The sequence below is a fragment of the Pseudoalteromonas sp. PAR1 genome, from assembly GCF_947311895.1.
Taxonomy (GTDB): domain Bacteria; phylum Pseudomonadota; class Gammaproteobacteria; order Enterobacterales; family Alteromonadaceae; genus Pseudoalteromonas; species Pseudoalteromonas lipolytica_C.
Window position 1 is genome coordinate 1 of record NZ_CAMZMY010000023.1, and the last position, 22,681, is coordinate 22,681.

Sequence of the window (22,681 nt, forward strand, 5' to 3'; positions counted from 1 at the left end):
TTGAGATCAACTGTTTTTTGAAGTTTTTATGAAAAAAATGACTGTTCGAGCAAAATACGAACGAAACGGGCAAAAAGAACACTAAAAAAGGCCCTTCTGGGCCTTTTCTGTTTATTTAACTATAAGCTTCCAACCTGCTTTTGCTTGTAGCTTGGTCTCTAATTGCAGTTCACTGGCCATTAATGGGTGATATTTTAACCAATCGCCATCAAATGTCAGTGTAAGGGTGTTTTCATTAACACTAAGATCGAGTGCTGGCAGTACATCATCTTGGCGACGCATTGATAAGATCACTGCGATCCGAACAATTCTTGTCAAACATTCAGCTAATTGTTCATGACATCCTAGGTATGCAAAGCTGTTTTTTACCAGATCTGCACGATGCGCATTCGCTACAGCAGTGATCAGCTTATGCTCAGATTGTGAAAAACCTGGCATATCGGTGTTTTCTATAATGTAGGCTGTGTGCTTATGATAAAGTTTATACTCTATTAATAAACCTATCTCGTGTAACTTCGCTACCGTTTTTAATAACGCAATTGCGTTGTTATCAATTGACTGCCACTGCCCCTTTACACTCTTTGCTAATTGCTCAGTAAGTTGTGCAACTCGGCAGGCTTGATTTACATCGACATGATAACGAGCCATTAATCCATCAACCGTACGCTTACGAATATCGTGGTTATGTAGCTCTGGTACCATGCTGTAAAGCACACCTTCACGCAATGCGCCGCGAGCAAGGCCCATCTGCTTTATAGCTAATGATTCGAATAAGGCGATTAAAATTGCAAGTCCAGATACAAACACAAGACGGCGTTCTTCACTTAAACCTGGAAGCTCAAGATCTGCAATTGTTTCAAATTGCACTGATTGCTCTTTGATGGCATATAATTTATCAAGCGTTAAGAGTTCATCTTGGTTTTGCGCAACCATGATCTCTTGAATTGCTTGCACTGTACCAGATGCTCCACTCGCTATTTGCCAGCCTGCCGTTTTATATTCATCAACAATTTCAGCAATCACATCTCTGGCTGCTTGAATCGCGGCTGCAAAATTTTCGTTACTCAGTTTTTGATCTTTGAAATAGCGCTCTAAAAAGGTGACACAGCCCATATGTAGGCTTTTATAGTGCAGTGCGTCAAAACCTTTTCCTATAACGACCTCTGTACTCGCCCCACCAATATCGATAACAAGTTGCTTTCCACTACAAGCTGATGTGTGCGCCACGCCTTTGTAAATCGTTTTGGCTTCTAGCTCACCACTGATGACATTGATTTTATGACCAAGGATTTGTTCAGCCTTTTGCTTAAACACATCGGCATTGGTAGCAAGACGCAAAGTTGCTGTTGCAACAATGGTAATGTTTTTCTTTGGTATGTCTTGTAAACGTTCTGCGAACAAGGCTAGGCATTCCCAACCTCGCTGCATGGCTTCTGAGCTTAGGACGTTGTTTTCATCAAGCCCTGCAGCAAGCCTTACTTTACGTTTGACTCGACCGATCGTTTGTAGACCGCCAGCAATTGATTTGGCAATCAGCATATGAAAGCTGTTCGATCCTAAATCGATTACTGCATACACATTTTTTTGCGGTTGAAATTGCCCCACCGTTCAAAAACCTCTAGTTACTACTAAGTCTTCAATGACGGTCGTTTATCACGACCGTGATTTCTGGTAACTATTATTTGGTCGACGTCCGTTGTTATTACGATTACGTGGGCCTGTAGAATAGTTCCGCTTTTTCTGAATAGTAGGCTTAGTTAAATCATCAAGCAATGCACTTTTATCATAATGTGATAATGGAATGCTGTGTTCTATATATTGCTCAATTTCGTGGAGATTATAGGCATACTGTTCACAGGCAAAGCTAATAGCGTGTCCTGAAGCACCAGCACGTCCGGTACGACCAATGCGGTGTACATAGTCTTCACAATCATCTGGCAAATCAAAATTAAATACATGACTTACTTCTGGGATATGTAAACCACGAGCTGCAACGTCTGTTGCCACTAAGAAGTCTAAATCGCCTTTGGTAAATTGAGCCAAAATTGATTGACGCTTTTTCTGGTTTACATCACCGGTTAATAATCCAACTCGATGACCATCCGCTTTCATCCATGCGTAAACATTTTCACAACTGTGTTTCGTATTTGCAAACACAATTGCTTTCTCAGGCCATTCTTCTTCAATTAAAGTTAACAGTAACTTAATTTTATCGTCTTGTGATGGATGAAATAGCTCTTCTTGAATACGCTTACCTGTTTTAACGTCAGGTTCAATTTGCACATGCTCTGGGTTAGTCATGTGTTCAAACGCTAATTCCTGCACACGATACGATAAGGTTGCAGAGAATAATAAGTTTAAACGCTCTGAGGTTTCAGGCATACGTCTAAACATGTAGCGGATATCTTTAATAAAGCCTAAATCGAACATACGATCTGCTTCATCAAGCACCACAACTTCAATTTCATTTAGGGTGTAACAACCCTGTTTATACAAATCGATAAGGCGTCCAGTCGTTCCAATTAAAATATCAACGCCTTTTTCTAGTTGTGCACGTTGTTTTTCGTAATCTTCGCCACCATATACTAAACCTAAGTTAAGATTACAGTGTGGCGCTAAAATTTTTGCATCTTTGTGTATCTGAATCGCCAGCTCCCGAGTTGGGGCCATGATCAGGGCTCTTGGATGTTTACTAGGTGCTTTGCTAGATTGTAATAACCGATGGCACGTTGCTGTTAAAAACGCCAACGTCTTGCCTGTACCTGTTTGTGCTTGGCCCGCAATATCACGGCCTTCACAAATAAAAGGTAGGCATTTAGCTTGAATGGGTGTGCAATATTCAAACCCATTTTCGGTTAAACCGGCAACCACTTCCGGTGCGATAGCAAAGTCTGAAAACTTTTTATCGGTCAAATGTGTCTTAGTCATAGCGTTTAAGCATAACGTTTAAACTTGCAATAAGAAACAAGAGTGTTTAAATACGCATTAAATATTTCGCCTAACTTATCGGAGATCGCAATGAGCGAGAAAATTATTCAATTAACTGACGATAGCTTTGAAGCTGACGTACTACAATCAGACAAACCTGTACTTGTTGATTTTTGGGCTGAATGGTGCGGACCTTGTAAAATGATCGCCCCTATTCTTGACGAAGTAGCTGGCGAGTTTGATGGCCGTGTAACTATCGGTAAATTAAACATTGACCAAAATGCGGGCACACCACCTAAATTTGGTATTCGTGGAATCCCAACACTTCTTCTTTTCAAAGATGGTCAGGTTGCAGCAACTAAAGTAGGTGCACTTTCAAAAACTCAATTAGTTGAGTTTTTAGAGAACAACATCTAACTGAAAATGTAAAAAAAGGGCTTTTTGCCCTTTTTTTAGCTTTATTTTGTTTAAAGACTGGACGCCTTGCTAGTGACCTGCTAGTTTATAAAGCCAACTAATCCTTAGTTATACCAACAAACCTCACTCATGTATCAAACTATGATTTTGAGTATGATAATTGTAATAAAGAACCCACCAATATGCATTTACGCGAATTAAAAGACAAGTCTATAAAAGAGCTTGTAAACTTAGCTGAGTCCATGGGGCTCGAAAACGTAGCCCGTTTAAGAAAACAAGACATTATTTTCGCCATTTTGAAAGCACACGCTAAAAGCGGTGAAAATATTTATGGCGGCGGTGTATTAGAAATCTTACAAGATGGCTTTGGTTTCTTGAGATCATCTGAAGCCTCATATTTAGCCGGACCTGATGATATTTATGTATCTCCGAGTCAAATACGTCGATTCAGCATGCGTACTGGTGACTCAATTTCAGGCCTTATCCGTCCACCAAAAGATGGTGAACGTTACTTCGCACTACTTAAAGTCAACGAAGTAAACTTCGACAAACCTGAAAACTCTCGCACTAAAATCCTTTTTGAAAACCTTACCCCACTCCACGCAAACGAACGTTTACGTATGGAACGTGGTAATGGTAGTACAGAAGATATCACTGCTCGTGTACTTGATTTAGCATCACCTATTGGTAAAGGCCAGCGCGCCCTAATCGTTGCACCGCCTAAAGCGGGTAAAACGATGCTACTGCAAAATATTGCGCAGTCAATCAGCTACAACCAACCAGACTGTGAGCTAATGGTACTTCTAATTGACGAACGTCCTGAAGAAGTAACTGAGATGCAGCGTCTTGTTAAGGGTGAAGTTATTGCTTCAACATTTGATGAGCCAGCAAGCCGTCACGTTCAAGTAGCCGAAATGGTAATTGAAAAAGCGAAGCGTCTTGTTGAGCACAAAAAAGATGTGGTTATCTTATTAGACTCAATTACGCGACTTGCTCGTGCATACAATACGGTTATTCCTTCATCTGGCAAGGTATTAACAGGTGGTGTGGATGCTAACGCATTACACAAACCAAAGCGTTTCTTCGGTGCAGCACGTAATGTAGAAGAAGGCGGTAGCTTAACGATTATCGCAACAGCGCTTATTGATACAGGCTCTAAAATGGATGAAGTAATCTACGAAGAGTTCAAAGGCACAGGTAACATGGAACTACACTTAAATCGTAAGATTGCTGAAAAGCGTGTATTCCCTGCGATCGACTTTAACCGTTCAGGTACCCGTCGCGAAGAGTTACTGACTAAGCCAGATGAACTACAGAAAATGTGGATCTTACGTAAGATTGTTCATGAGATGTCAGAAATTGATGCAATGGAGTTCTTAATTGATAAGCTTTCTATGAGCAAAACCAATGATGAATTCTTCGATTCGATGAAGCGTCAATAAGCAGCTTTCAAAATCAAAAAAATGCCTGTTTTATACAGGCATTTTTTTTACTTAAAATTACGGTTGAAGCGCTATTCAACTATAAATAACTCCGTAATATAGTTGGTATTTAGTTGGGTTTTGTTCTATAAGTTATAGGATTAAAAGGTAAGGATTTTTCAATGACCCGCATTAAAGTAGCAGTCGCTCTCTTTGTCATCAGCTTACTAAGTAGTATTGCTAGTTTTATTATTTTTGAACTATCAATTGTCGCGATGGCAGTAATCGGCTTAACGGTCATTGTTCCTTGGCTTATTTTAATTACCTTTATTTATTTAAAAGACGCGCAGCAACAAGATCACTTAAGTTATTTTGTTTCTAATATCACTTCTGATCAGGGTATCGACTTTACTTTTCGTTTTGATGAAAACGACAATAAATTACCTGAAGCCTGCCACATATTAAACGCGAGTTTAACTATGGTTGAGCATATGTTAGGAGAGATATATGCGTCATCTGCCCGCTTATTACCTATGGCTGATGCGTTACGTGACACCTATGCATCAATGACCCAAAAAGCAACAATTCAAGATGCGCATGGTGTTGATTTAGCAGAGACAATAAAGCGAACGATTGAAGTATCGAAAGAACTTGACCGTAGCCTTGAAGAAATATTTCACTCGGTCTCTGATGCAACAAAGTCTGTGCAACAAACTCGACTTGATGCCGACAAAAGCCAAGCTAGCCTTATGAAATTGGCCGACAATATCAACCAAACTAGCGAACAAATTATTTTACTTAAACAAGATAGTGATGCAATTGGCTCTGTAATTGATGTGATTAACAGTATAGCTGAACAAACAAATCTGCTAGCTCTCAATGCAGCAATTGAGGCTGCACGTGCTGGTGAGCAAGGGAGAGGGTTTGCAGTTGTGGCTGATGAAGTACGAAACTTAGCAGCACGCACCAGTAAATCAACCCAAGAAGTTCGTGAGATGGTTGCGAAAATTCAACACAGTACAGAAAAAGCCAACCAATTGATGCAAACAGCATTAAAAGAAACACAGCGTACTGTTGAACTATCAGAAGCATCAACCAAAGAAACGAATAAAATAGAACAGGCTATGTTAGCAATTAACGCGTTTTCTGAGAGCGTGCATGAACAGGTTGCCTTACAAAGCCAAATGTCAGATGAAGCACAAATGAGTATTGATGCTATGGTTGAGCTAAATTCTGACGCATTATCAAGTTCACAAATACAAGCTGTCTCAAGCAAAGATTTAGTGCGTCTAGCGCATGTTATTGATGATAAACTTTCAATGTTTAAGATCACACACCCAGAAACAAGTAGTGAACAACGTATCGATCGCTCTCGTTATGAAACAACGCAAAATAATGATTCAGAACAAGCTCAAGATGGTGATGTAGAGCTATTCTGATCAGCTAATGCACTGTTGAGTTGCTCAAGTAAACGATCAACTAAATTTGTTAAATCTGAGAGTTGGTTATTTTTTAAAGCTGACTCTAAGGCAAAGGCACTTTTCGCGATATGCTCCATGGCAAACATTTTAGCTGCTCCGCCAATACGATGTGCATCTTGCTGAAGATTAAATAAATCATATTCAGCCAAATGCAATTGAATAAACGACGCTTCTTGGTTAAAACTTTGAATAAAGCTAGTTACTAAATCACTAATATCGTGACTTGCTTTTGTGCTTTCTGCGGTATTTTTACAATGCTTGGCAAGCTGCGTAAAAAAGACATTTTTGTCGATAGGTTTAGCAAGATACCCTGTAAAACCGGCCTGCAAGTACGCTTCTATTTCATGGCTTATCGCATTAGCAGTTAAGGCGTAAATTGGTTGGGTAAAGCCAGACTCTTTCAATAACTTAAGGGCACTTAACCCGTCTAAAACTGGCATCTGAATATCAAGAAGCACTACATCTGGAAACTCTATTAAACATTGCTCAACCGCTTTTGCACCGTTATCAACAGCAATTACATCTAACCCCATTGACTCTAAATAACGGCGAATTAAACGACGGTTATCGGCATGATCTTCTGCAATCAATACCTTTCCAGATAATCCTTTTAGCGATTGCGGTAAGTCATTTCCGTATTTGCTATTGGCATCAGTTTGACTGGGTTCATGTTCTTTACATGGCAAATAGAATGCAAACACGCTACCTTTATTGATTTCGCTCTCGACACTAATATAGCCGCCCATCATGATTGCGAGTTGTTGTGATAAGCTAAGGCCTAGCCCCGTACCACCAAATCGTCGACTAATGCTATTGTCTCCTTGACTGAAGCACTCAAAAATAAGTTTCAGCTGACTAGCATCCATGCCAATCCCCGTATCACTTACCTGAAAGCAAATACCTTGTTGCGTCTGTGTGACCTGCAGCTCGACTTCACCTTGATGAGTAAATTTAATGGCATTCGCACATAAGTTGATCAAAATTTGTTTTACCCGCGTAAAGTCTAACCGAGTAATAAACTGTTCACCTAATTGGTTATGAAATGCAAATTTCAGCCCTTTCGCTTTTGCTTGACCACTTAGCATTGAATGAACATCATTTAATAAGCAAACTAAATCACCTTCTTTTAAACTCAACTCAAGTTTATTAGCCTCAATTTTACTAATATCAAGCACATCATTTATGAGGTCTTTTAAGTGTTCACTTTGTTTATGAATAACAGCAAGTTCATCATTGAGTTGCTCTGGTTTATAAAAACCATTCATTAGGGTATCTGTTTGTCCCAAAATAGCCGTTAATGGTGTGCGGATCTCATGGCTAATATTAGCTAAAAATTGACTTTTAATTTCATTTGCACTGCGCAGCTTTTCTGCGGTTTCTTCAAGCTCATTGGTGCGCTTTGCAACCATCAATGAAAGTTGCTCTTTCGCTCCTTTTTCGATCATACGTCGATAAATGGTGATGCCCGTCACGACCAGCATAATAAATAAAATAAACAGCATGATGGCAAGTTGTCTTTGCTTTGACATTTCAAGCTCTTGCACTCGCTGTTTTTGTTTTAAATCAATAATTTCCTGAGTCAACTGACTGGCATTAATTCGACTGTGAAGCTCACCTAGGGATCTTAGAAGTCGCTCATTGTTTGCGGCCTTTAAGGTTCGAACGAATTGATCAAAATGAGCTACCGCAGTGGTGAAATCTCCTTGGCCTGCTTTGATCAATGCATGCATTCCAATGCCATCCTGCACTCTCAGATCATCTTTATATTTTTTGGCCATCTCAATTGAGGTGGTCAGTGTTACTTCCGCTTGTGTTAGCTTACCTTGTAAGAGCTCAATTTTAGCTCTTGATAATAATCCCGCGAGCTCTAACGTTTTGTTATTTATTTGTTCTGCAAACTCGATGGCCTTATCAGCATGGCTTAGAGCCAGTTCTAAATCACCTGTTCGTAAGTAAACGTTCGCAATATTGACGTGACGCGAGGATAAGTAATAGGCATCATGTGTTTTTTGATAATAACGTAATGCACGCTGATAATAATGTAATGATAATTGATATTGTCCAAGCTCAGAGTAAGCAACGCCCATATTACCATATGACTGAGCAACACCTTCTTCATCACCTAATTTCTCGAATATCTTTAGCGTTTCTCTATACATATCTAAAGCAATATCGTAACTCGATAAGCGAATATAAAGACCCGCTATGTTATGCAAAATATCAGCTTTATCTTGCGCGCTACCATACTTTTCGTAGATAGATTTAGCGCGCGTGTAATAATCAAGTGCTTTGCTCATATCCCACATATCAAAATAAGCGAGACCTATATTACTCAGTAAGTTAGCCTCTGAAATAGGCGCATTCATTTTTTCGGCAACGCGTAAAGCACGTGTATAGGATTCGACAGCTTGTTGGATAAGACCTTGATAATAATAGCTAACGCCTTGCATTTTGATTGCGCGAAAATAACTGTCTGGTTGAGATTCAAAAGAGGTCGACTTCTCAGCTAGTTGATAGTGTTTAAATGCTGCGGCAAATTCTTTATTTTCTAGAGCCGTATCTGCTAACTGCAATTGTATAGCCAGCTTTTCATCAGCGCTAATAGTGGTATCTGCAAGTAATTGTGTCGCTAATTGCTGCTTTTCATCTAATTTTTGTGATTGATTAAATTGCTCTAGTAATGAATCTGAAGCATAACTAAACGTAGTCATCAGCACACTACAGCATACTAATGCCGAATGTATTAACCTGAGACTCAATAATGTGCGCATATGTTTATATCCCTAAATATCAACATAGTCCGAGGAAAAAACTAAATCGTAGCTCGGCTAAATGCCTTCCTTGATGAAAATATAAACATAGTTTCAGTAAGGCAGCTGTGATAGCGTATATAGTTTTAGATTACATAAAGATTGGCCTGCTAACAATGCTTAACCCACTGATAGATGAGATTTTTTACCTCATTCTGAAACAGCCTATCTGGAAAGTCCATACGCTTGCGAGTGCACTTAATGATGCAGGACATCTTAGTGTTTTAGATAAGGACCCACAAAAAGATCTTTTTAAACGTAACTTCTTAGTTATGAATGCCTTATATCAACTCCAAATACAGGTTAGCCCTGAGCAACAATTGCACATAGCGGCCTTACATATTGAATTGATAAATAACAAGTGTGAAAAGGTGCTAGAAAATACTGATCCTTTGCGGGAGTATTATTTAGATTGGCAAAACTACGACACAACAAGTGATGAAATTGATGCGCTATTAAATGAGTTTTGGCAGCGCTTTGCTACATTCAACAGGCATACTACTACTGCAAATCTTACAAAAGAACAGCTTTTACAAATACAAAAAGCATGGCAGTTGCCCGCTAACTTTTCACTAAAAGAATTACAAAAGCGCTGGCGACAATTGGCTTTAAAACATCACCCAGACCGTCAAGGCTGTGCGATTCAGTTTAAAAAAATACAACGTGAGTATGAGCAGCTAAAAGCTAGCTGCTCGTAAACTTTAAACTTATCGACTTAAACGACGCGCACGAATCTTACGTTTTTTGATATTTCCTTCGGTCAATTTGCGCAGTGCTGGTTTGGCTGCTGTTCGCTCTACAGCGATAAAAGCCACGTTATCAAGTACATTAATTTTACCCACCTGATGACCTGCAATACCTTCTTTACCCGTTAAAGCACCTAAAATATCGCCAGCACGAATTTTTTGCTTCTTACCTGCATCGATCATGATGGTCGCCATCGTAGGCTTGTAGGCCGGCTTTTCAAGTAAGCTAAAAGGAGGTAGTGGCTCAGGGTTGAAATCGCGTTCGTAATGATCACCTATTTGTGCCACTTTAAATTGCTCAGCCTCACCATAAATAGAACATGCAATGCCTTTTTTACCTGCTCGACCTGTTCGACCAACGCGGTGAACATGAGTTTGTGGATCATGTGCTAAGTGATAATTTACAACCATATCCATGTCGTTAATATCTAAGCCTCGTGCAGCAACATCCGTCGCCACCAAGATACACGCGCTTTTATTAGCAAAACGAATTAAAGTACGTTCACGTTCGCGTTGATCTAAATCACCGTGTAAAGCAACGGCACTAAAGCCTTCAGCGTATAGGTCATCACAAATTTGCTGTGTTTCAACCTTAGTATTACAAAAAACCACACAGCTTTCTGGCTGAAACTTCAAAAGCAACAGCTTCAGCGTATTAAAGCGCTGCTTGTTATTATCAAGCTTGTAAAAGTATTGTGTGATCGTGCTTTTTGTTTGCTCTTCTTCAACCTTAATCATTTCAGGATTGCTTAAAACTCGCTCAGCAATCGCTGCAATTGATTTTGGATAAGTCGCACTAAACAACAAGGTTTGGCGTTGATTTGGAATACATTCAACAATGGCATCAAGGGTATCTTGAAAGCCCATATCAAGCATTTGGTCAGCTTCATCTAATACCAATGTTTCAACGTCATCTAAACGCAATGTGCCCTTACGAATATGATCATCAACACGACCTGGTGTGCCAACAATAATATGAGCGCTATGCTCTAGTGAACCAATCTGTGGACCAATAGATACACCACCGCATAAAGTTAAAACTTTAATATTATGAATGCCGCGAGCAAGCTTACGAACTTCTTCTGCAACTTGCTCTGCCAGTTCGCGGGTTGGACATAAAATAAGTGATTGAATGCGAAAACGTTTCACATTTAACTTAGCCAACACACCTAAGCTAAACGCGGCCGTTTTACCCGACCCTGTTTTTGCTTGAGCAATGATATCTTTGCCTTGCAAGATCACTGGTAAACTTTGCGCTTGTACCGGTGTCATTTGCGCATAACCTAAAGTCGATAAATTATCGGTTAACTCTTTCGGCAAAGCCAAAGATGAAAAAGCAGTAGCAGTCACAGTAATATTCCAAACTTGATAATTGAGGGACATCCTCGAAGATGCAGTGGATCATAGCAGAGAATGCATTGTTTCTCTAAACGAAAAGAGCTATCTACACACTTAATTCATATTTAGTTACAGTTTGCGGCTTCCTAACTCAGCGTGTTTGTTCTAATTTATTGAAAGCAACCTTCAGGAAGAAACTATGCTTTTATTTAACACCGCCGCTGCTGATGTTTTTTACAAAAAGCAAAAAACGTGTCCTCATTGTCATAGCGAGCACTTCTCACTGAGTAATCACAGTAAAGTACTGCGCTTTAGTATTTTGCCAATTATTCCATTATCAATTAATTATCAGCACCAATGCGATGCTTGTGGCTACACATCAGCTGTATCTTGGTATTCTCTTCCACCCCTAGAGCTGGCTTCTTTCATAAAATATTTTATTGGCTTGGTATTAATAGTTTATATTTTAACGAAAGCAATACTTGGGATACATGAGCAAGCTGATAATGAAATTCGCTACCTGAATGAACCAAAAAAATTCGACACCTATTTTGTTTATTCCGACAAATTTACTGGTGAACCAAAACGTATAAATAATCTGAAAGTAGCCCAACTCGTTGAATTTGATGACAAGAGCATGACTTTTCGAGTTGCTAACTACACTTACAAGTACAATAAAGACATCGAGATTGCGATGCGTACCAGCATGCTAGTGCAAGATGATTACTTTTCTAGTAAAACCATGACCTTTACTAAACAGCAAGTAAAGCAGTTTTATGAAGACAACAGCATATACAAAATAATGCGACCAGAGCTATATAGCTTGTATGGTGGTTTTGTTATGCACCCCCCGAAACCTAAGCCTTTGTATGCAGGCGTTAAGCTTGATAAACATAACCAACAAGGCATCACCTATTTTAAAGATGGCCAGTTTAAGGAAGCACTGGAAAGCTTTACACTCTCTGCCAAAGGAGGTTATTCATGGGGTCAATTAAACTTGGGTCAGATGTATCGAGATGGCCAAGGTACAGAAATCAATAACGAAAAAGCAGCTTACTGGCTTAACAAAGCCACCTTACAAGGGAATCCGAAAGCGAAGATTGAACTCGCAGAGCTATGCTTGAGTTACGATTGTAGTAAACTGGACACTCAATAATCAATTACCATAAACATCACTGAGAAGAAACCAAGCGAATAATATGACTCTCGCTATTTACTTTGGTTTTGTTATGTTATAACATTTTTATATGGCGCAGTATTTATATTATTTTGTTGGTTTTATAAATGCGTGTTAGCAAAAGCAGAGTCACTCTCCCTACTCTGTTTTAAATTGCAACTGGGCTGTATTACTTAGTGAACGAATCGTCTTTTGAGTTTGTATAACTTGAAGGAAGACCTTGCACACTAGCACGCTTACGTTCCCGTGCTAAATCCTTGCCGGCGAGGTTTCTCGCCGGCATTTTTTATTTAAAGTTTTAAATGATCATTTAAGAACGCCAATACCTTTTTATAGTAAAGAGTACGGTGCTCTTCTTTATAAAAGCCATGACCTTCATCATCTAATAGTTCATAAATATAAGGATGATTCTCTTTCTTTAAAGCCGAAATTAACGACTCAGCTTGCTCTATAGGCGCCCTTTTATCTTCGCCACCATGAACAATTAATACCGGGGCTTTCAACTTTTCTACATTGTAGCTAGGTGAAAAACGCTTTAACTCTTCTTCATCCTCACCTAATACTACTTCTAAGAAACGTTGCCCGCTATCACGTTCTGATACATCCCCTTCATCAAACATGAGTGGTAAATCATATACACCTACAACCCCAATCGCACACTGGAACATATCAGGTTCCAAGATCGCACTTTGTAACGCGGAATATCCACCAAAGCTGGCACCCATAATGCAAATGTTACTTTTATCAACAGTACCATTCGAAATAAGATATTTTACCCCATCAATGATATCGTATTGAATTTCCCGCCCCCACTTGCGATGACCGGCACGTTCAAAATTTCGTCCAAAACCACCTGAACCACGAAAGTTAACCTTGAGTACAGCTATTCCTCTACTCGCAAGCAGCTGAGCTGTTGAATCATATCCCCACCAATCTCTAGGACCATGAGGACCACCATGCGGCATTACTACTAATGGTAAGTTTTTTTCTTCAGCATTATTCGGAATAGTTAAGTAACCGTAGATAGCTAGTCCATCACGTGCTGTAAAATTGATAGGCTTTGTAATCGCCATTTGACTAGGTTTAATCCAACTTCTCGATGAGAATAGAAAACCGAGATTATTCGTTTTTGCATCAAATAAATAATAACTGCCTGGGTTAGTATCACTTGAAGCAAAAATGACGCTCTTATCACCATTTACGGTACTGCTAACTAATTGAACCTGCTGACCTTCAAGTACTTTCAAAAGAGCTTTTAGCTGCTGACTTTTCTTAGAGTTATTACCAACAAATGAGTAGGTTGGATAGCCTAATTCATGCTCGACAGCAAAAAGCTCTTTTGAGACTTCATCCACCCATACTTGCTTGGGTGAAACACTCTTTTCTTTGTGAATTAGATCAAATTGTTTAGTTTTAAGATTTAATTTATAAAGCCCTTTAGCTTCTCCATTAACAGAAGCCGTCACATAAGCAGATCCATCTGTGCTATCAAAAGCATGCAACCCAACATCACTATATGAAACGTCCTTTAAGTTGAGCTCTTCCCACTCACCACCTGATTTAGGACGGATATATATTTTTGGATTAATATAATCATCAGTCGAAGCAGATACTCTTACGTTACCTTCATGATCAGTCAGAAAACTAGCCATCCTTGAAGGTGAACGTGTGATCCTTTTTCTTGACCCTCGATAGACATCTACTTCATATACAATTGTGTGAGGTTCGTTGGCAGCTGTCCATGGAATGGTTAAAACTAACATTTTACGCTTATTTTCTACCAGTGGATCAAGCACATAAGATGTCCCTAATACAGGGGTTGCCTTTTTAATTCTCGTACCTGTTTGCCTTTCACCTTGATAACCAACCAAGTACTTCCATTGACTGCCATCTGCGTTTACACCAAGCAACTCACCATGGTATTCAGGATGATCTTTCCAACCTTTTAGGTACTCTTTGGCTAATACAATACGCTCTTCATTCACCCAGTAATAGTTGCCGACTTGAGCATTACCAGGAAAGTGGATGGCATGAAGCACTTTAAATGTATCTGTATCCAGTATCATTAAAGCATTCTTGCCTTCAGGTTGTGTGATTACTGCTAAATACTTACCGGTAGGAGAAATTTTAACACCTGTGAATTCACTTGCTTTACTAAAGTTTTGAATATCAAGTAATTCAGATTTGGCATTAGTAGTAAAGCTAAGTAGCAAACAAGAAATAACGATTATTAATCTGCTCATAAAATTCCTTTTATATCTTAATTGTTAATAAAGATACTAAAAAGTTAACAATGGGTACACCCTCAACGCGTAGCTACTTTGAAATTTTCTTGAAAAGACTAACGAATATGACAATCACAACCCCTGCAACAACTCCCAACAAACCATCAAAAATAACCGGCGAAACCAGCTCACCCGTTTTACCAAGTAAACCCGTTACAAACTCAGTACTACCCTGCTGGGCGTGATGTAAAAGAGGGATACCATGTACCAATATGCCACCGCCAACTAAGAACATAGCAACCGTTCCTGCAAAGGCTAAAAAGCGCATTAGTTTAGGTGCTGCAGCAACTAAAAACTTACCCACTAGCTCTTTAAATTTACCGCCACTTTGCTGCGCTTTTTGCAGTAAATACAAACCAGCATCATCAAGTTTGACAATGCCTGCAACCAACCCATACACGCCAATGGTCATAATAATTGCAATTACACTGAGCACTAAAGCTTGATTTACCAGCGTTGCACCAGCAACCGTGCCTAATGTTATAACGATAATTTCTGCAGAGAGTATAAAATCAGTACGGATAGCGCCTTTAACTTTTTGCTTTTCGTATTCTTGCAAGTCTTGCTGCTCAACCAGTTGCTCACCTTCGTGACTATCGTGACCAAACAGTTTTTCGATAATTTTCTCAGCTCCTTCGAAGCACAAAAACAGCCCACCAATCATTAATAAAGGAGTAATAAGCCAGGGCAACCAAACACTAATCAACAAAGCTGCTGGCACTAATATGGCCTTATTAATGAATGAGCCTTTTGCTACCGCCCAAACCACTGGTAATTCTCTATCAGCAGTTACCCCTGTCACTTGCTGGGCATTAAGAGCTAGATCATCACCTAACACCCCTGCTGTTTTTTTTGTTGCGACTTTACTCATAGTCGCAATATCGTCTAAAAGAGTTGTAATATCATCAAGTAAGGTTAATAAATTAGTGCCAGCCATGGTGGTTCCTTGCCCATTAAGTACACTGTCAACATAACTTATCCAGCCATTTTCACCAACGGTTAATTTTTCTTTGTTAGGCTTAGAGTTCATTCAAAAACAGGGGTGTTTCCATGAACAAACAACTTCTCTCAGGGCTCGCTTTAGTCACTTTGTGCGCGTGTGCTGAGCAAGCCACGGCAAACAACTATCTATGTGATAATGGCTTAACTGCGAGTATTGTTGATAATAATGAAGACGAAGCAACGCTTTCATTCGTCGATAATACTTACACTTTATATCGAGAAGTCAGTGGTTCAGGCGTAAAGTACAGCGATGACCATGTGTTGTTTTGGTCTAAAGGCGACGAAGCCATGCTTATTTTGAAAGGAAAAAAATATCATTGTCAGCTAAAGCAAAGCTAACCAAACTGTCGCGGCTAAATTCGCTTAATTAATGGTTTTGAGTATAATAGCGACAATTTATTTAGCGTTTAAGCGACCAGAATGAAATACAAAGATCTTCGCGAATTTATCGAGCTACTAGAACAAAAAGGTGAACTTAAACGGATCAAACAAGAAATCGATCCCTACCTTGAAATGACCGAAATTGCTGACCGTACATTGCGTGCAGAAGGCCCTGCTCTGCTATTCGAAAATCCTAAGGGTCACTCTATTCCTGTACTTGCTAACCTATTCGGTACGCCAAAGCGAGTGGCAATGGGAATGGGTCAAGATGATGTCAGTGAGCTGCGCGAAGTCGGTAAGCTATTAGCCTTTTTAAAAGAGCCTGAGCCACCTAAAGGCATTAAAGAGGCACTAGGCCAAATCCCGGTATTCAAACAAGTGTTGAATATGCCCGCTAAAGAAGTAAAAAAAGCACCATGTCAGCAAGTCATACTTGAAGGTGATGATGTCGACTTAACCAAGTTGCCTATCCAACATTGCTGGCCAGGTGATGCAGCACCTTTGATAACATGGGGCTTAACGGTTACTAGAGGGCCTTATAAAAAACGCCAAAACTTAGGTATTTACCGTCAGCAGCTACTGGGTAAAAACAAAATTATTATGCGTTGGTTATCGCACCGTGGTGGCGCATTAGATTTTCGTGAATGGTGTAAAGAGCACCCAGGCGAACCCTATCCTGTATCGGTCGCATTAGGGGCAGACCCTGCAACAATCCTAGGCGCTGTAACGCCAGTACCTGACACCCTAAGCGAATACGCGTTTGCGGGCTTACTACGCGGTAGTAAAACAGAAGTTGTTAAGTCGATTTCAAATGACCTACAAGTGCCTGCTACCGCTGAGTTCGTACTTGAAGGCCATATTATGCCGGGTGAAACAGCCCCTGAAGGCCCATATGGCGATCACACAGGTTACTACAATGAAGTAGACGAGTTTCCGGTCATGACGGTGACTCACATCACGCATCGTGAAAACCCGATTTATCACAGTACCTACACAGGCCGTCCACCAGATGAGCCGGCGGTACTCGGGGTTGCCTTAAACGAAGTGTTCGTGCCAATTCTACAAAAACAATTTCCTGAAATTGTAGATTTTTATCTGCCACCTGAAGGGTGTTCATACCGAATGGCGGTGGTCACGATGAAAAAACAATACCCGGGTCATGCCAAGCGTGTGATGATGGGGGTATGGTCTTTCTTACGTCAATTTATGTATACCAAGTTCGTGATTGTTTGCGATGACGATGTAAACGCACGCGACTGGAACGACGTAATTTGGGCAATCACTACGCGTATGGATCCTGCGCGCGATACAACGTTAATCGAAAACACACCGATTGATTATTTAGACTTTGCATCGCCAGTATCAGGCCTTGGCTCAAAAATGGGCATGGATGCAACCAATAAATGGCCTGGTGAAACAGATCGTGAATGGGGTGAGCCCATTGTCATGGATCCAAAAATCAAAGAACGAGTTGATGAATTATGGGACAGCTTAGATATTCTCTAAGCTGTGTCTATGTTAAACTGCTCAAAATTTAACGGTTATGAGTGCGATTCATAACCGAATTTGCTTCTGTGCTTATAAAGGTAAACTATGCAAACATTACTCGCTGACGTTGTTGCGATCAGCCCGCTTACAGACCACGTACATAAGGTCATTTTGAAACCACAGCAACCTGTGTCATTCGAGGCAGGCCAATATATGCAACTTGTATTAGGCGAAAAAGATAAGCGTGCCTTTTCTATTGCAAGCCGCCCGTCGCAAACTGAGCAAATTGAACTACACATTGGTGCCTCAGGTGCTGATTCATACGCGATGCAAGCGCTTGATCATTTGCGTCAAGCACATGCTCAGCAACAACAAGTTAATGTTGAAGTGGGTCTAGGCATATCGCAACTTCGTGTAGAGGGTGAGCGCCCTATTATTCTACTTGCTGGCGGCACCGGTTTTTCTTATGCCAAATCAATGGCTGATCACCTTGCAGAAATAGGCTGTGAGCGCCCGGTATTATTCTACTGGGGTGTACGTGAGCAAGCTGCGCTATATGCGCATGACGAAATGCAAGCATGGGCAAACAGTAACCCTCATTTCCAATACATTCCTGTAGTTGAAAATGCGTCGCAAAGCTGGACAGGCAAAACTGGTTACGTTCACAAAGCCGTTATGGCAGATATCGTGTCGCTAGAACCATACGATATTTACATGGCAGGTCGCTTCGACATGATTGGCGTTGTTCGCGATGATTTCATAAATCATGGCGCAATCCGCGAAAACATGTATGCCGATGCATTTGCATTCATTAAATAGCTAAGTGATACAGATTATTTTTAAGGCATCCAATTGGATGCCTTTTTTATTTGTTTTACCTATCGCCCTAATCCATCTAAACAATTTCACAAACAGCATTTCCTTGACCATACTCTGATTAGAATAACGATGGGGAGAGACCCAAATGCTAAATACAAAAGTACAAGACTTTATGCAACGTAAGTTGCCACACATTACGCCTGAAACTGAAATGACCACCGCTATTAGCGAGCTGCAAAAGTTTAAATTACTGGGCGCACCTGTGTTCGATGACAACAAAAGCCTAGTTGGCTTTATATCTGAACAAGAGCTTTTGCAACCGCTGATGCAAAACAGTTATTTCTGCGATGGTGTGGTAAAGGTAAAACAACTTATGCGCACCGATGTTGTTACCGTAAGTAGCGATCAAAATATCATTGAGCTGGCAGATGCCATGAAAACAGGTAAGCCAAAGAATTACCCGGTAATCGAGGGTGGTAAGGTTGTTGGTATGATCAGCCGAGGAGATGTGCTCAAGGCATTGTATGAAAACTATGTCTCATGCCAAGAGCACCAAGTGTAAGTTAGCTGCTTAACGATTAGCAGCTAACTGTTTTAAAGCCGCTTTATCTGCCTCGCTTAAATAAGCAATTTCAAGCGCATTAGCTTGCGCTTTTTCCATATCGGCTTGGCTTAAACCAGCTGCAGGCGCGGCTACTTGATACTCATACGCAATTTCAATACCTTCAACTGCCGGATCATCAGTATTAATTGATGCCAAAATACCATGGTCTAAGAAGGTTTTTAACGGGTGTTTTGCAAGCTCAGCAACAGTGCTAGTTTGAATGTTACTGGTTAAGCAAGACTCAATACCAATGCGTTTATCACGTAAGTGATCCATAAGCGCTGCATCTTCAATCGCTTTTACACCATGGCCAATACGCGTTGCACCAAGCTCGTTAATTGCTTGCCAGATACTTTCGCTACCACGCGCTTCACCAGCGTGAATAGTAGCAGCTAAGTATGCATCGTGAACTTGCTTAAAGTGATCAACAAATAATTCACCCGGAAAACCTATTTCATCACCAGCTAAATCAACAGCAACTAAATCATTTTTAAAAGCAAGTAACGCATCAAGCTCTTGCTGACAAATTTTAGTGCCATAAGTACGCGACATAATACCGATTAAGTTGGCTTTAATTGGTGCGTTTTGACACGCACTCCTAACACCATCAACCACCGCTTCTACGACACCTTGCGGGTGCAGTCCTTGGCTTTGCGCCATATAATATGGACTAAAACGAAGCTCTACGTAATCTAGGCTTTGTGCAATAGCATCTTCAACGTTCTCGATGGCAATACGACGACAGGCATCGTAATCACCGAGTACTTTTACACCCCAATCTAATTTCTGTAAAAAGGCGACAAGATTTGGTTCAGGGTCAATAACCTGAACATGAGGGATCAGCGCCTCTACTGTATCTGCTGGTAATTCAAGATTAAACTGACGACCAAGTTCTAAGATCGTTTGTGGGCGAACATTACCGTCAAGATGACGATGAATATCAAGCAAAGGAAGTGTCTTGTTGATCATAATTAGTACTCAGTTCAGAAAATTTTCGCGGATCATACGTACCCACAACGATAATTCAAGTGTAGATGAATATATTTACTTTTAAGAGGTCAATTGTCTGCTTTATAAAGCACTTTTGCCGTGCAGATGCTGCCAAAATGTTTTAAACAATTTATCAGCGTCAATTGGCTTAGTTAGATAACCATTCATGCCACTGGCGAGGCCTTTCTTAAGGTCATCATCATGGGCATTTGCCGATAAGCCAATAATCGGTAACTCGGAGATCAGCAGCTCATTGCGAATAACCTTAGTCGCTTGCAGACCATCCATGTTAGGCATTTGAATATCCATTAGTACAAGGTCGTAGCTTTTTTCACTAATCATCTTAATAGCTTCGTGGCCATCTTTTGCTATATCAGGCTGACAGCCTTTGGTTTTTAAAATAGAGCTAGCGACATGCTGATTTAGCGGGTTATCTTCAACTAAAAGTATTGCGTAATCTGCGAATGATAATGAGCTGACATCAATATCAACAACTTCATCATCACTTTGGATAACCTCTGATAAAGGTGACTCAAAAGGGATTGAAATAGTAAACGTTGAACCTTGCCCTTCAACGCTTTGCAAACTGATACTGCCACCCATCATCGAAACCAATTTTTGGCAAATACTTAACCCTAAACCTGTGCCACCAAAACGGCGTGAGGTTGAACTATCTGCTTGCGAGAATGGCTGAAATAATCGCTGTTGCGCTTCTTTGCTAATACCAATACCGGTATCAATAACACTAAAGTAAGTAAACTCACGCTGTTGCCAAATACGTAGAGTGATATGCCCCTGTGGTGTGAATTTAACAGCATTATTTAATAAATTTAACAGCACTTGTTTTAACCGAATAGGATCGGTGTAAATCTCTAACTGCGAAGAGCTGTCGTAATCAACGTCAAACTCTAAAGAGCGAGTGTTCAATTCAAATTGCAGCAAGTTACAGACTTCACTAACAAGCGCATTAACATCGATTGGCTCTTGATGCATTTCCAAGCGCCCAGCTTCTATTTTAGAAAAATCTAAAACATCATTAATAACTCTTAATAGTACATTCAATGCACCATCGGCTTGATCAATATAACTACGTGCTTGCGGCCAATCTTGCTCTTGCATAGCCAAGTAGTGCAACCCCTTAATACCATTAATAGGAGTGCGTATTTCATGGCTCATATTCGCCAAAAATTCACTCTTAATTTGACTGGCTTTATCCGCTTTTTGTTTTTCTTCACGAAGGCTTTGGGTTTGTTTTGCTACTTGCTGACGAATTTGAATATTAGTACCGGTTACTGAAATCAAAAAGGTGATCAATAACCAAACAAACAGCATACCGACTATTTGTGCAAGCCAATAAGGCAACCAAGACGATTGCGCGACTGACTCCCATAATTTCACCTGCCAGACACGCTCACCAATAATAAAATTAAAGCTCGCAATGGCCGTTGTTCCAACACGTTGAGGGTTATAAATTTCGACAGGGTTACTGCCGTCGGTAACGTCATAGAAGCTGGCATCAATCTCTGTGTTCTGATTAAAGTTTAGTGTTTGCGCCAGCAACTCTAAATTAACCACAGCAACAACATAACCTCTAAACCCGACTTGATGATTTATGTCTGAATAAACAGGGTTAAAGAACAAGACTCCTTTATCGTTACCATCACCTTGCATCAAGGTAATAGGCTCACTCACTGTGACATTTTTTATTAAACGAGCGTCTGTCAGTGCCTGCCTGCGCAGTTCATGGGAGGCTAAATCAAAACCTTGTGCGGCCTCGTTGCCTTGCAATGGGTGGATATATTGCACCGGAAAATAAATAGCACGCTGACTTACCGCTTGCCATTGTCCCGCGGAATTTTTCTCTTTGATATAGTAATTAGGCCCAAGCTCTTCGAGCAGCAAATTTTGGTAATTATCCAATTGTGAATTAATCACTTTTGGTGCCCACTCAAACGCTATTATCTCTTTACTGTATTGCAGCTGTCTTGAGGTAAAGCGCTTAAACTCTTCAAAATCAACCATGTCACTACTTGCAAAAAAGGTTGCCAATAACGACAGATGAGACTTAATTTCATCAATTTTGTGTTCAAGGTTGGTTTTTATTGCACTTACTTTTGCTTCTTTGCGCTGTAAATCTTTCTCCTTTTTAACACTTGCTGCGCCATAAAAGCTGACACAAATAATCATATAAATTAATAGTGAAGGAACAATAATTTGTAGTCGCTGCCGTGCATGATTATAACTGAATGCCGCTAAAACTAACGGAGTAAAAATGAGTACTCCGATACTGTCACCAATCCACCAAGCAATAAAATTATTAAGTGCCGCGTAGCTAGGAATCACATTATTGATGACCAACAGCGCAGTTCCTGTCGATGCTGCGATAAGACTGCAAAGTGGGCCGCCAATGATTAACCCTTGCACACTTTGTTTTAGCGACGATAGTTCAAGAGGACGTTTTACAACATGAATAATAATGTAATAAGCCAACCAGGCTTGGAAAGTAGATGCTGCTGTTACCCCAATGGCTTGTAACATAACTTGCCAATGTAAAATATCAGTAACTTTATCGAGATGGATAAGGTTGACTAAGAAAGCCCCCAACAACACCCCAGGCAAGGCACGGTTTCGACTAAGTAAGATACTGGCCAGAGCTATACCAGAAGGGGGCCATGCTGCAACAGCATAGCCGTCGATAGCCAAAAGAGAATTACTTAAATACCCTGTTAGAAAATAAGCGAAAGCGATACTTAGTGTCAGCGCAAATAAGTTTTTCAAGCCATCGCTCCTGTGC

17 protein-coding genes are annotated in these 22,681 nt (G+C 40.3%); 9 read left to right on the plus strand and 8 right to left on the minus strand.

All coding sequences use genetic code 11. The features are described from left to right. Positions 1 to 111: 111 nt before the first annotated feature. Together gppA and rhlB are read right to left on the minus strand one after the other, a co-directional pair. The gene (gppA, locus tag QL229_RS16520) at positions 112 to 1,605 is read right to left on the minus strand and encodes a guanosine-5'-triphosphate,3'-diphosphate diphosphatase (RefSeq protein WP_281547171.1); all 1,494 of its coding nucleotides are present in this window, start codon (positions 1,603 to 1,605) and stop codon (positions 112 to 114) included. 48 nt (positions 1,606 to 1,653) lie between these two features. Continuing rightward, positions 1,654 to 2,928, minus strand: coding sequence for an ATP-dependent RNA helicase RhlB (gene rhlB / locus QL229_RS16525; RefSeq protein WP_135923182.1), 1,275 nt, complete (start codon positions 2,926 to 2,928; stop codon positions 1,654 to 1,656). Between the two features lie 90 nt (positions 2,929 to 3,018). Between rhlB and trxA the strand changes: the two genes are divergently transcribed. The 3 genes from trxA to QL229_RS16540 all read left to right on the plus strand — a co-directional run bounded on the left by trxA (position 3,019) and on the right by QL229_RS16540 (position 6,205). Next, entirely contained in the window at positions 3,019 to 3,345 is a 327-nt protein-coding gene (gene trxA / locus QL229_RS16530) for a thioredoxin TrxA (protein ID WP_135923181.1), read from the plus strand. Between the two features lie 182 nt (positions 3,346 to 3,527). Beyond that, on the plus strand, positions 3,528 to 4,787 hold the full coding sequence (gene rho / locus QL229_RS16535) for a transcription termination factor Rho (protein WP_062566226.1): 1,260 nt from the start codon (positions 3,528 to 3,530) through the stop codon (positions 4,785 to 4,787). 161 nt (positions 4,788 to 4,948) lie between these two features. Next, a complete protein-coding gene (locus QL229_RS16540; RefSeq protein ID WP_135923180.1) occupies positions 4,949 to 6,205 on the plus strand; it encodes a methyl-accepting chemotaxis protein in 1,257 nt (418 codons plus the stop codon). Here QL229_RS16540 and QL229_RS16545 read toward each other — a convergent pair. Further along, a complete protein-coding gene (locus QL229_RS16545; protein WP_281547172.1) occupies positions 6,178 to 8,958 on the minus strand; it encodes a tetratricopeptide repeat protein in 2,781 nt (926 codons plus the stop codon). The two genes, QL229_RS16540 and QL229_RS16545, sit on opposite strands and share 28 nt — an antisense overlap. A 215-nt stretch (positions 8,959 to 9,173) precedes the next feature. Between QL229_RS16545 and QL229_RS16550 the strand changes: the two genes are divergently transcribed. Next, positions 9,174 to 9,755, plus strand: a complete 582-nt coding sequence (locus tag QL229_RS16550; RefSeq protein ID WP_135926213.1) for a DNA-J related domain-containing protein — start codon at positions 9,174 to 9,176, stop codon at positions 9,753 to 9,755. Between the two features lie 9 nt (positions 9,756 to 9,764). Here the strand turns inward: QL229_RS16550 and dbpA are convergent, their stop codons facing one another. Next, entirely contained in the window at positions 9,765 to 11,153 is a 1,389-nt protein-coding gene (gene dbpA, locus QL229_RS16555) for an ATP-dependent RNA helicase DbpA (protein WP_281547173.1), read from the minus strand. A gap of 187 nt (positions 11,154 to 11,340) precedes the next feature. Here dbpA and QL229_RS16560 point away from each other — a divergent pair, with 187 nt between their 5' ends. Next, positions 11,341 to 12,297, plus strand: a complete 957-nt coding sequence (locus QL229_RS16560) for a tetratricopeptide repeat protein (protein WP_135923177.1) — start codon at positions 11,341 to 11,343, stop codon at positions 12,295 to 12,297. A gap of 311 nt (positions 12,298 to 12,608) precedes the next feature. Here QL229_RS16560 and QL229_RS16565 read toward each other — a convergent pair whose 3' ends face one another. Both QL229_RS16565 and QL229_RS16570 read right to left on the minus strand, forming a co-directional pair. After that, a complete protein-coding gene (locus QL229_RS16565) occupies positions 12,609 to 14,561 on the minus strand; it encodes a S9 family peptidase (protein ID WP_281547174.1) in 1,953 nt (650 codons plus the stop codon). Positions 14,562 to 14,634: 73 nt separating this feature from the next. Continuing rightward, a complete protein-coding gene (locus QL229_RS16570) occupies positions 14,635 to 15,540 on the minus strand; it encodes a DUF808 domain-containing protein (protein WP_281547186.1) in 906 nt (301 codons plus the stop codon). A gap of 113 nt (positions 15,541 to 15,653) precedes the next feature. Between QL229_RS16570 and QL229_RS16575 the strand changes: the two genes are divergently transcribed. The 4 genes from QL229_RS16575 to QL229_RS16590 all read left to right on the plus strand — a co-directional run bounded on the left by QL229_RS16575 (position 15,654) and on the right by QL229_RS16590 (position 18,855). Continuing rightward, positions 15,654 to 15,944, plus strand: coding sequence for an MliC family protein (locus QL229_RS16575; protein WP_199526002.1), 291 nt, complete (start codon positions 15,654 to 15,656; stop codon positions 15,942 to 15,944). A gap of 81 nt (positions 15,945 to 16,025) precedes the next feature. After that, a complete protein-coding gene (ubiD, locus tag QL229_RS16580) occupies positions 16,026 to 17,492 on the plus strand; it encodes a 4-hydroxy-3-polyprenylbenzoate decarboxylase (RefSeq protein ID WP_135923174.1) in 1,467 nt (488 codons plus the stop codon). An 87-nt stretch (positions 17,493 to 17,579) separates the two neighbouring features. Further along, positions 17,580 to 18,293 (plus strand): NAD(P)H-flavin reductase, encoded by a 714-nt coding sequence (fre, locus tag QL229_RS16585; RefSeq protein ID WP_135923173.1) that lies wholly within the window; start codon positions 17,580 to 17,582, stop codon positions 18,291 to 18,293. A 145-nt stretch (positions 18,294 to 18,438) separates the two neighbouring features. Next, entirely contained in the window at positions 18,439 to 18,855 is a 417-nt protein-coding gene (locus tag QL229_RS16590; RefSeq protein WP_054554669.1) for a CBS domain-containing protein, read from the plus strand. 9 nt (positions 18,856 to 18,864) lie between these two features. Here QL229_RS16590 and add read toward each other — a convergent pair whose 3' ends face one another. Next, positions 18,865 to 19,866 carry an adenosine deaminase gene (add, locus tag QL229_RS16595; protein ID WP_135923172.1) on the minus strand — a complete coding sequence of 334 codons (1,002 nt, stop codon included), beginning with the start codon at positions 19,864 to 19,866 and terminating at the stop codon, positions 18,865 to 18,867. Positions 19,867 to 19,968: 102 nt separating this feature from the next. Beyond that, complete coding sequence (locus QL229_RS16600) at positions 19,969 to 22,665, minus strand: CHASE domain-containing protein (protein WP_281547175.1); 2,697 nt, start codon at positions 22,663 to 22,665, stop codon at positions 19,969 to 19,971. Positions 22,666 to 22,681 lie beyond the last annotated feature (16 nt).

Excerpts from the sequence above, each read along its gene's own strand:
- rhlB (WP_135923182.1), bottom strand. The coding sequence starts at position 2,928 with ATGACTAAGACACATTTGACCGATAAAAAGTTTTCAGACTTTGCTATC.
- trxA (WP_135923181.1), top strand. The coding sequence starts at position 3,019 with ATGAGCGAGAAAATTATTCAATTAACTGACGATAGCTTTGAAGCTGAC.
- rho (WP_062566226.1), top strand. The coding sequence starts at position 3,528 with ATGCATTTACGCGAATTAAAAGACAAGTCTATAAAAGAGCTTGTAAAC.
- QL229_RS16540 (WP_135923180.1), top strand. The coding sequence starts at position 4,949 with ATGACCCGCATTAAAGTAGCAGTCGCTCTCTTTGTCATCAGCTTACTA.
- QL229_RS16545 (WP_281547172.1), bottom strand. The coding sequence starts at position 8,958 with ATGACTACGTTTAGTTATGCTTCAGATTCATTACTAGAGCAATTTAAT.
- QL229_RS16550 (WP_135926213.1), top strand. The coding sequence starts at position 9,174 with ATGCTTAACCCACTGATAGATGAGATTTTTTACCTCATTCTGAAACAG.
- QL229_RS16560 (WP_135923177.1), top strand. The coding sequence starts at position 11,341 with ATGCTTTTATTTAACACCGCCGCTGCTGATGTTTTTTACAAAAAGCAA.
- QL229_RS16565 (WP_281547174.1), bottom strand. The coding sequence starts at position 14,561 with ATGAGCAGATTAATAATCGTTATTTCTTGTTTGCTACTTAGCTTTACT.
- QL229_RS16570 (WP_281547186.1), bottom strand. The coding sequence starts at position 15,540 with ATGGCTGGCACTAATTTATTAACCTTACTTGATGATATTACAACTCTT.
- QL229_RS16575 (WP_199526002.1), top strand. The coding sequence starts at position 15,654 with ATGAACAAACAACTTCTCTCAGGGCTCGCTTTAGTCACTTTGTGCGCG.
- ubiD (WP_135923174.1), top strand. The coding sequence starts at position 16,026 with ATGAAATACAAAGATCTTCGCGAATTTATCGAGCTACTAGAACAAAAA.
- fre (WP_135923173.1), top strand. The coding sequence starts at position 17,580 with ATGCAAACATTACTCGCTGACGTTGTTGCGATCAGCCCGCTTACAGAC.
- QL229_RS16590 (WP_054554669.1), top strand. The coding sequence starts at position 18,439 with ATGCTAAATACAAAAGTACAAGACTTTATGCAACGTAAGTTGCCACAC.
- add (WP_135923172.1), bottom strand. The coding sequence starts at position 19,866 with ATGATCAACAAGACACTTCCTTTGCTTGATATTCATCGTCATCTTGAC.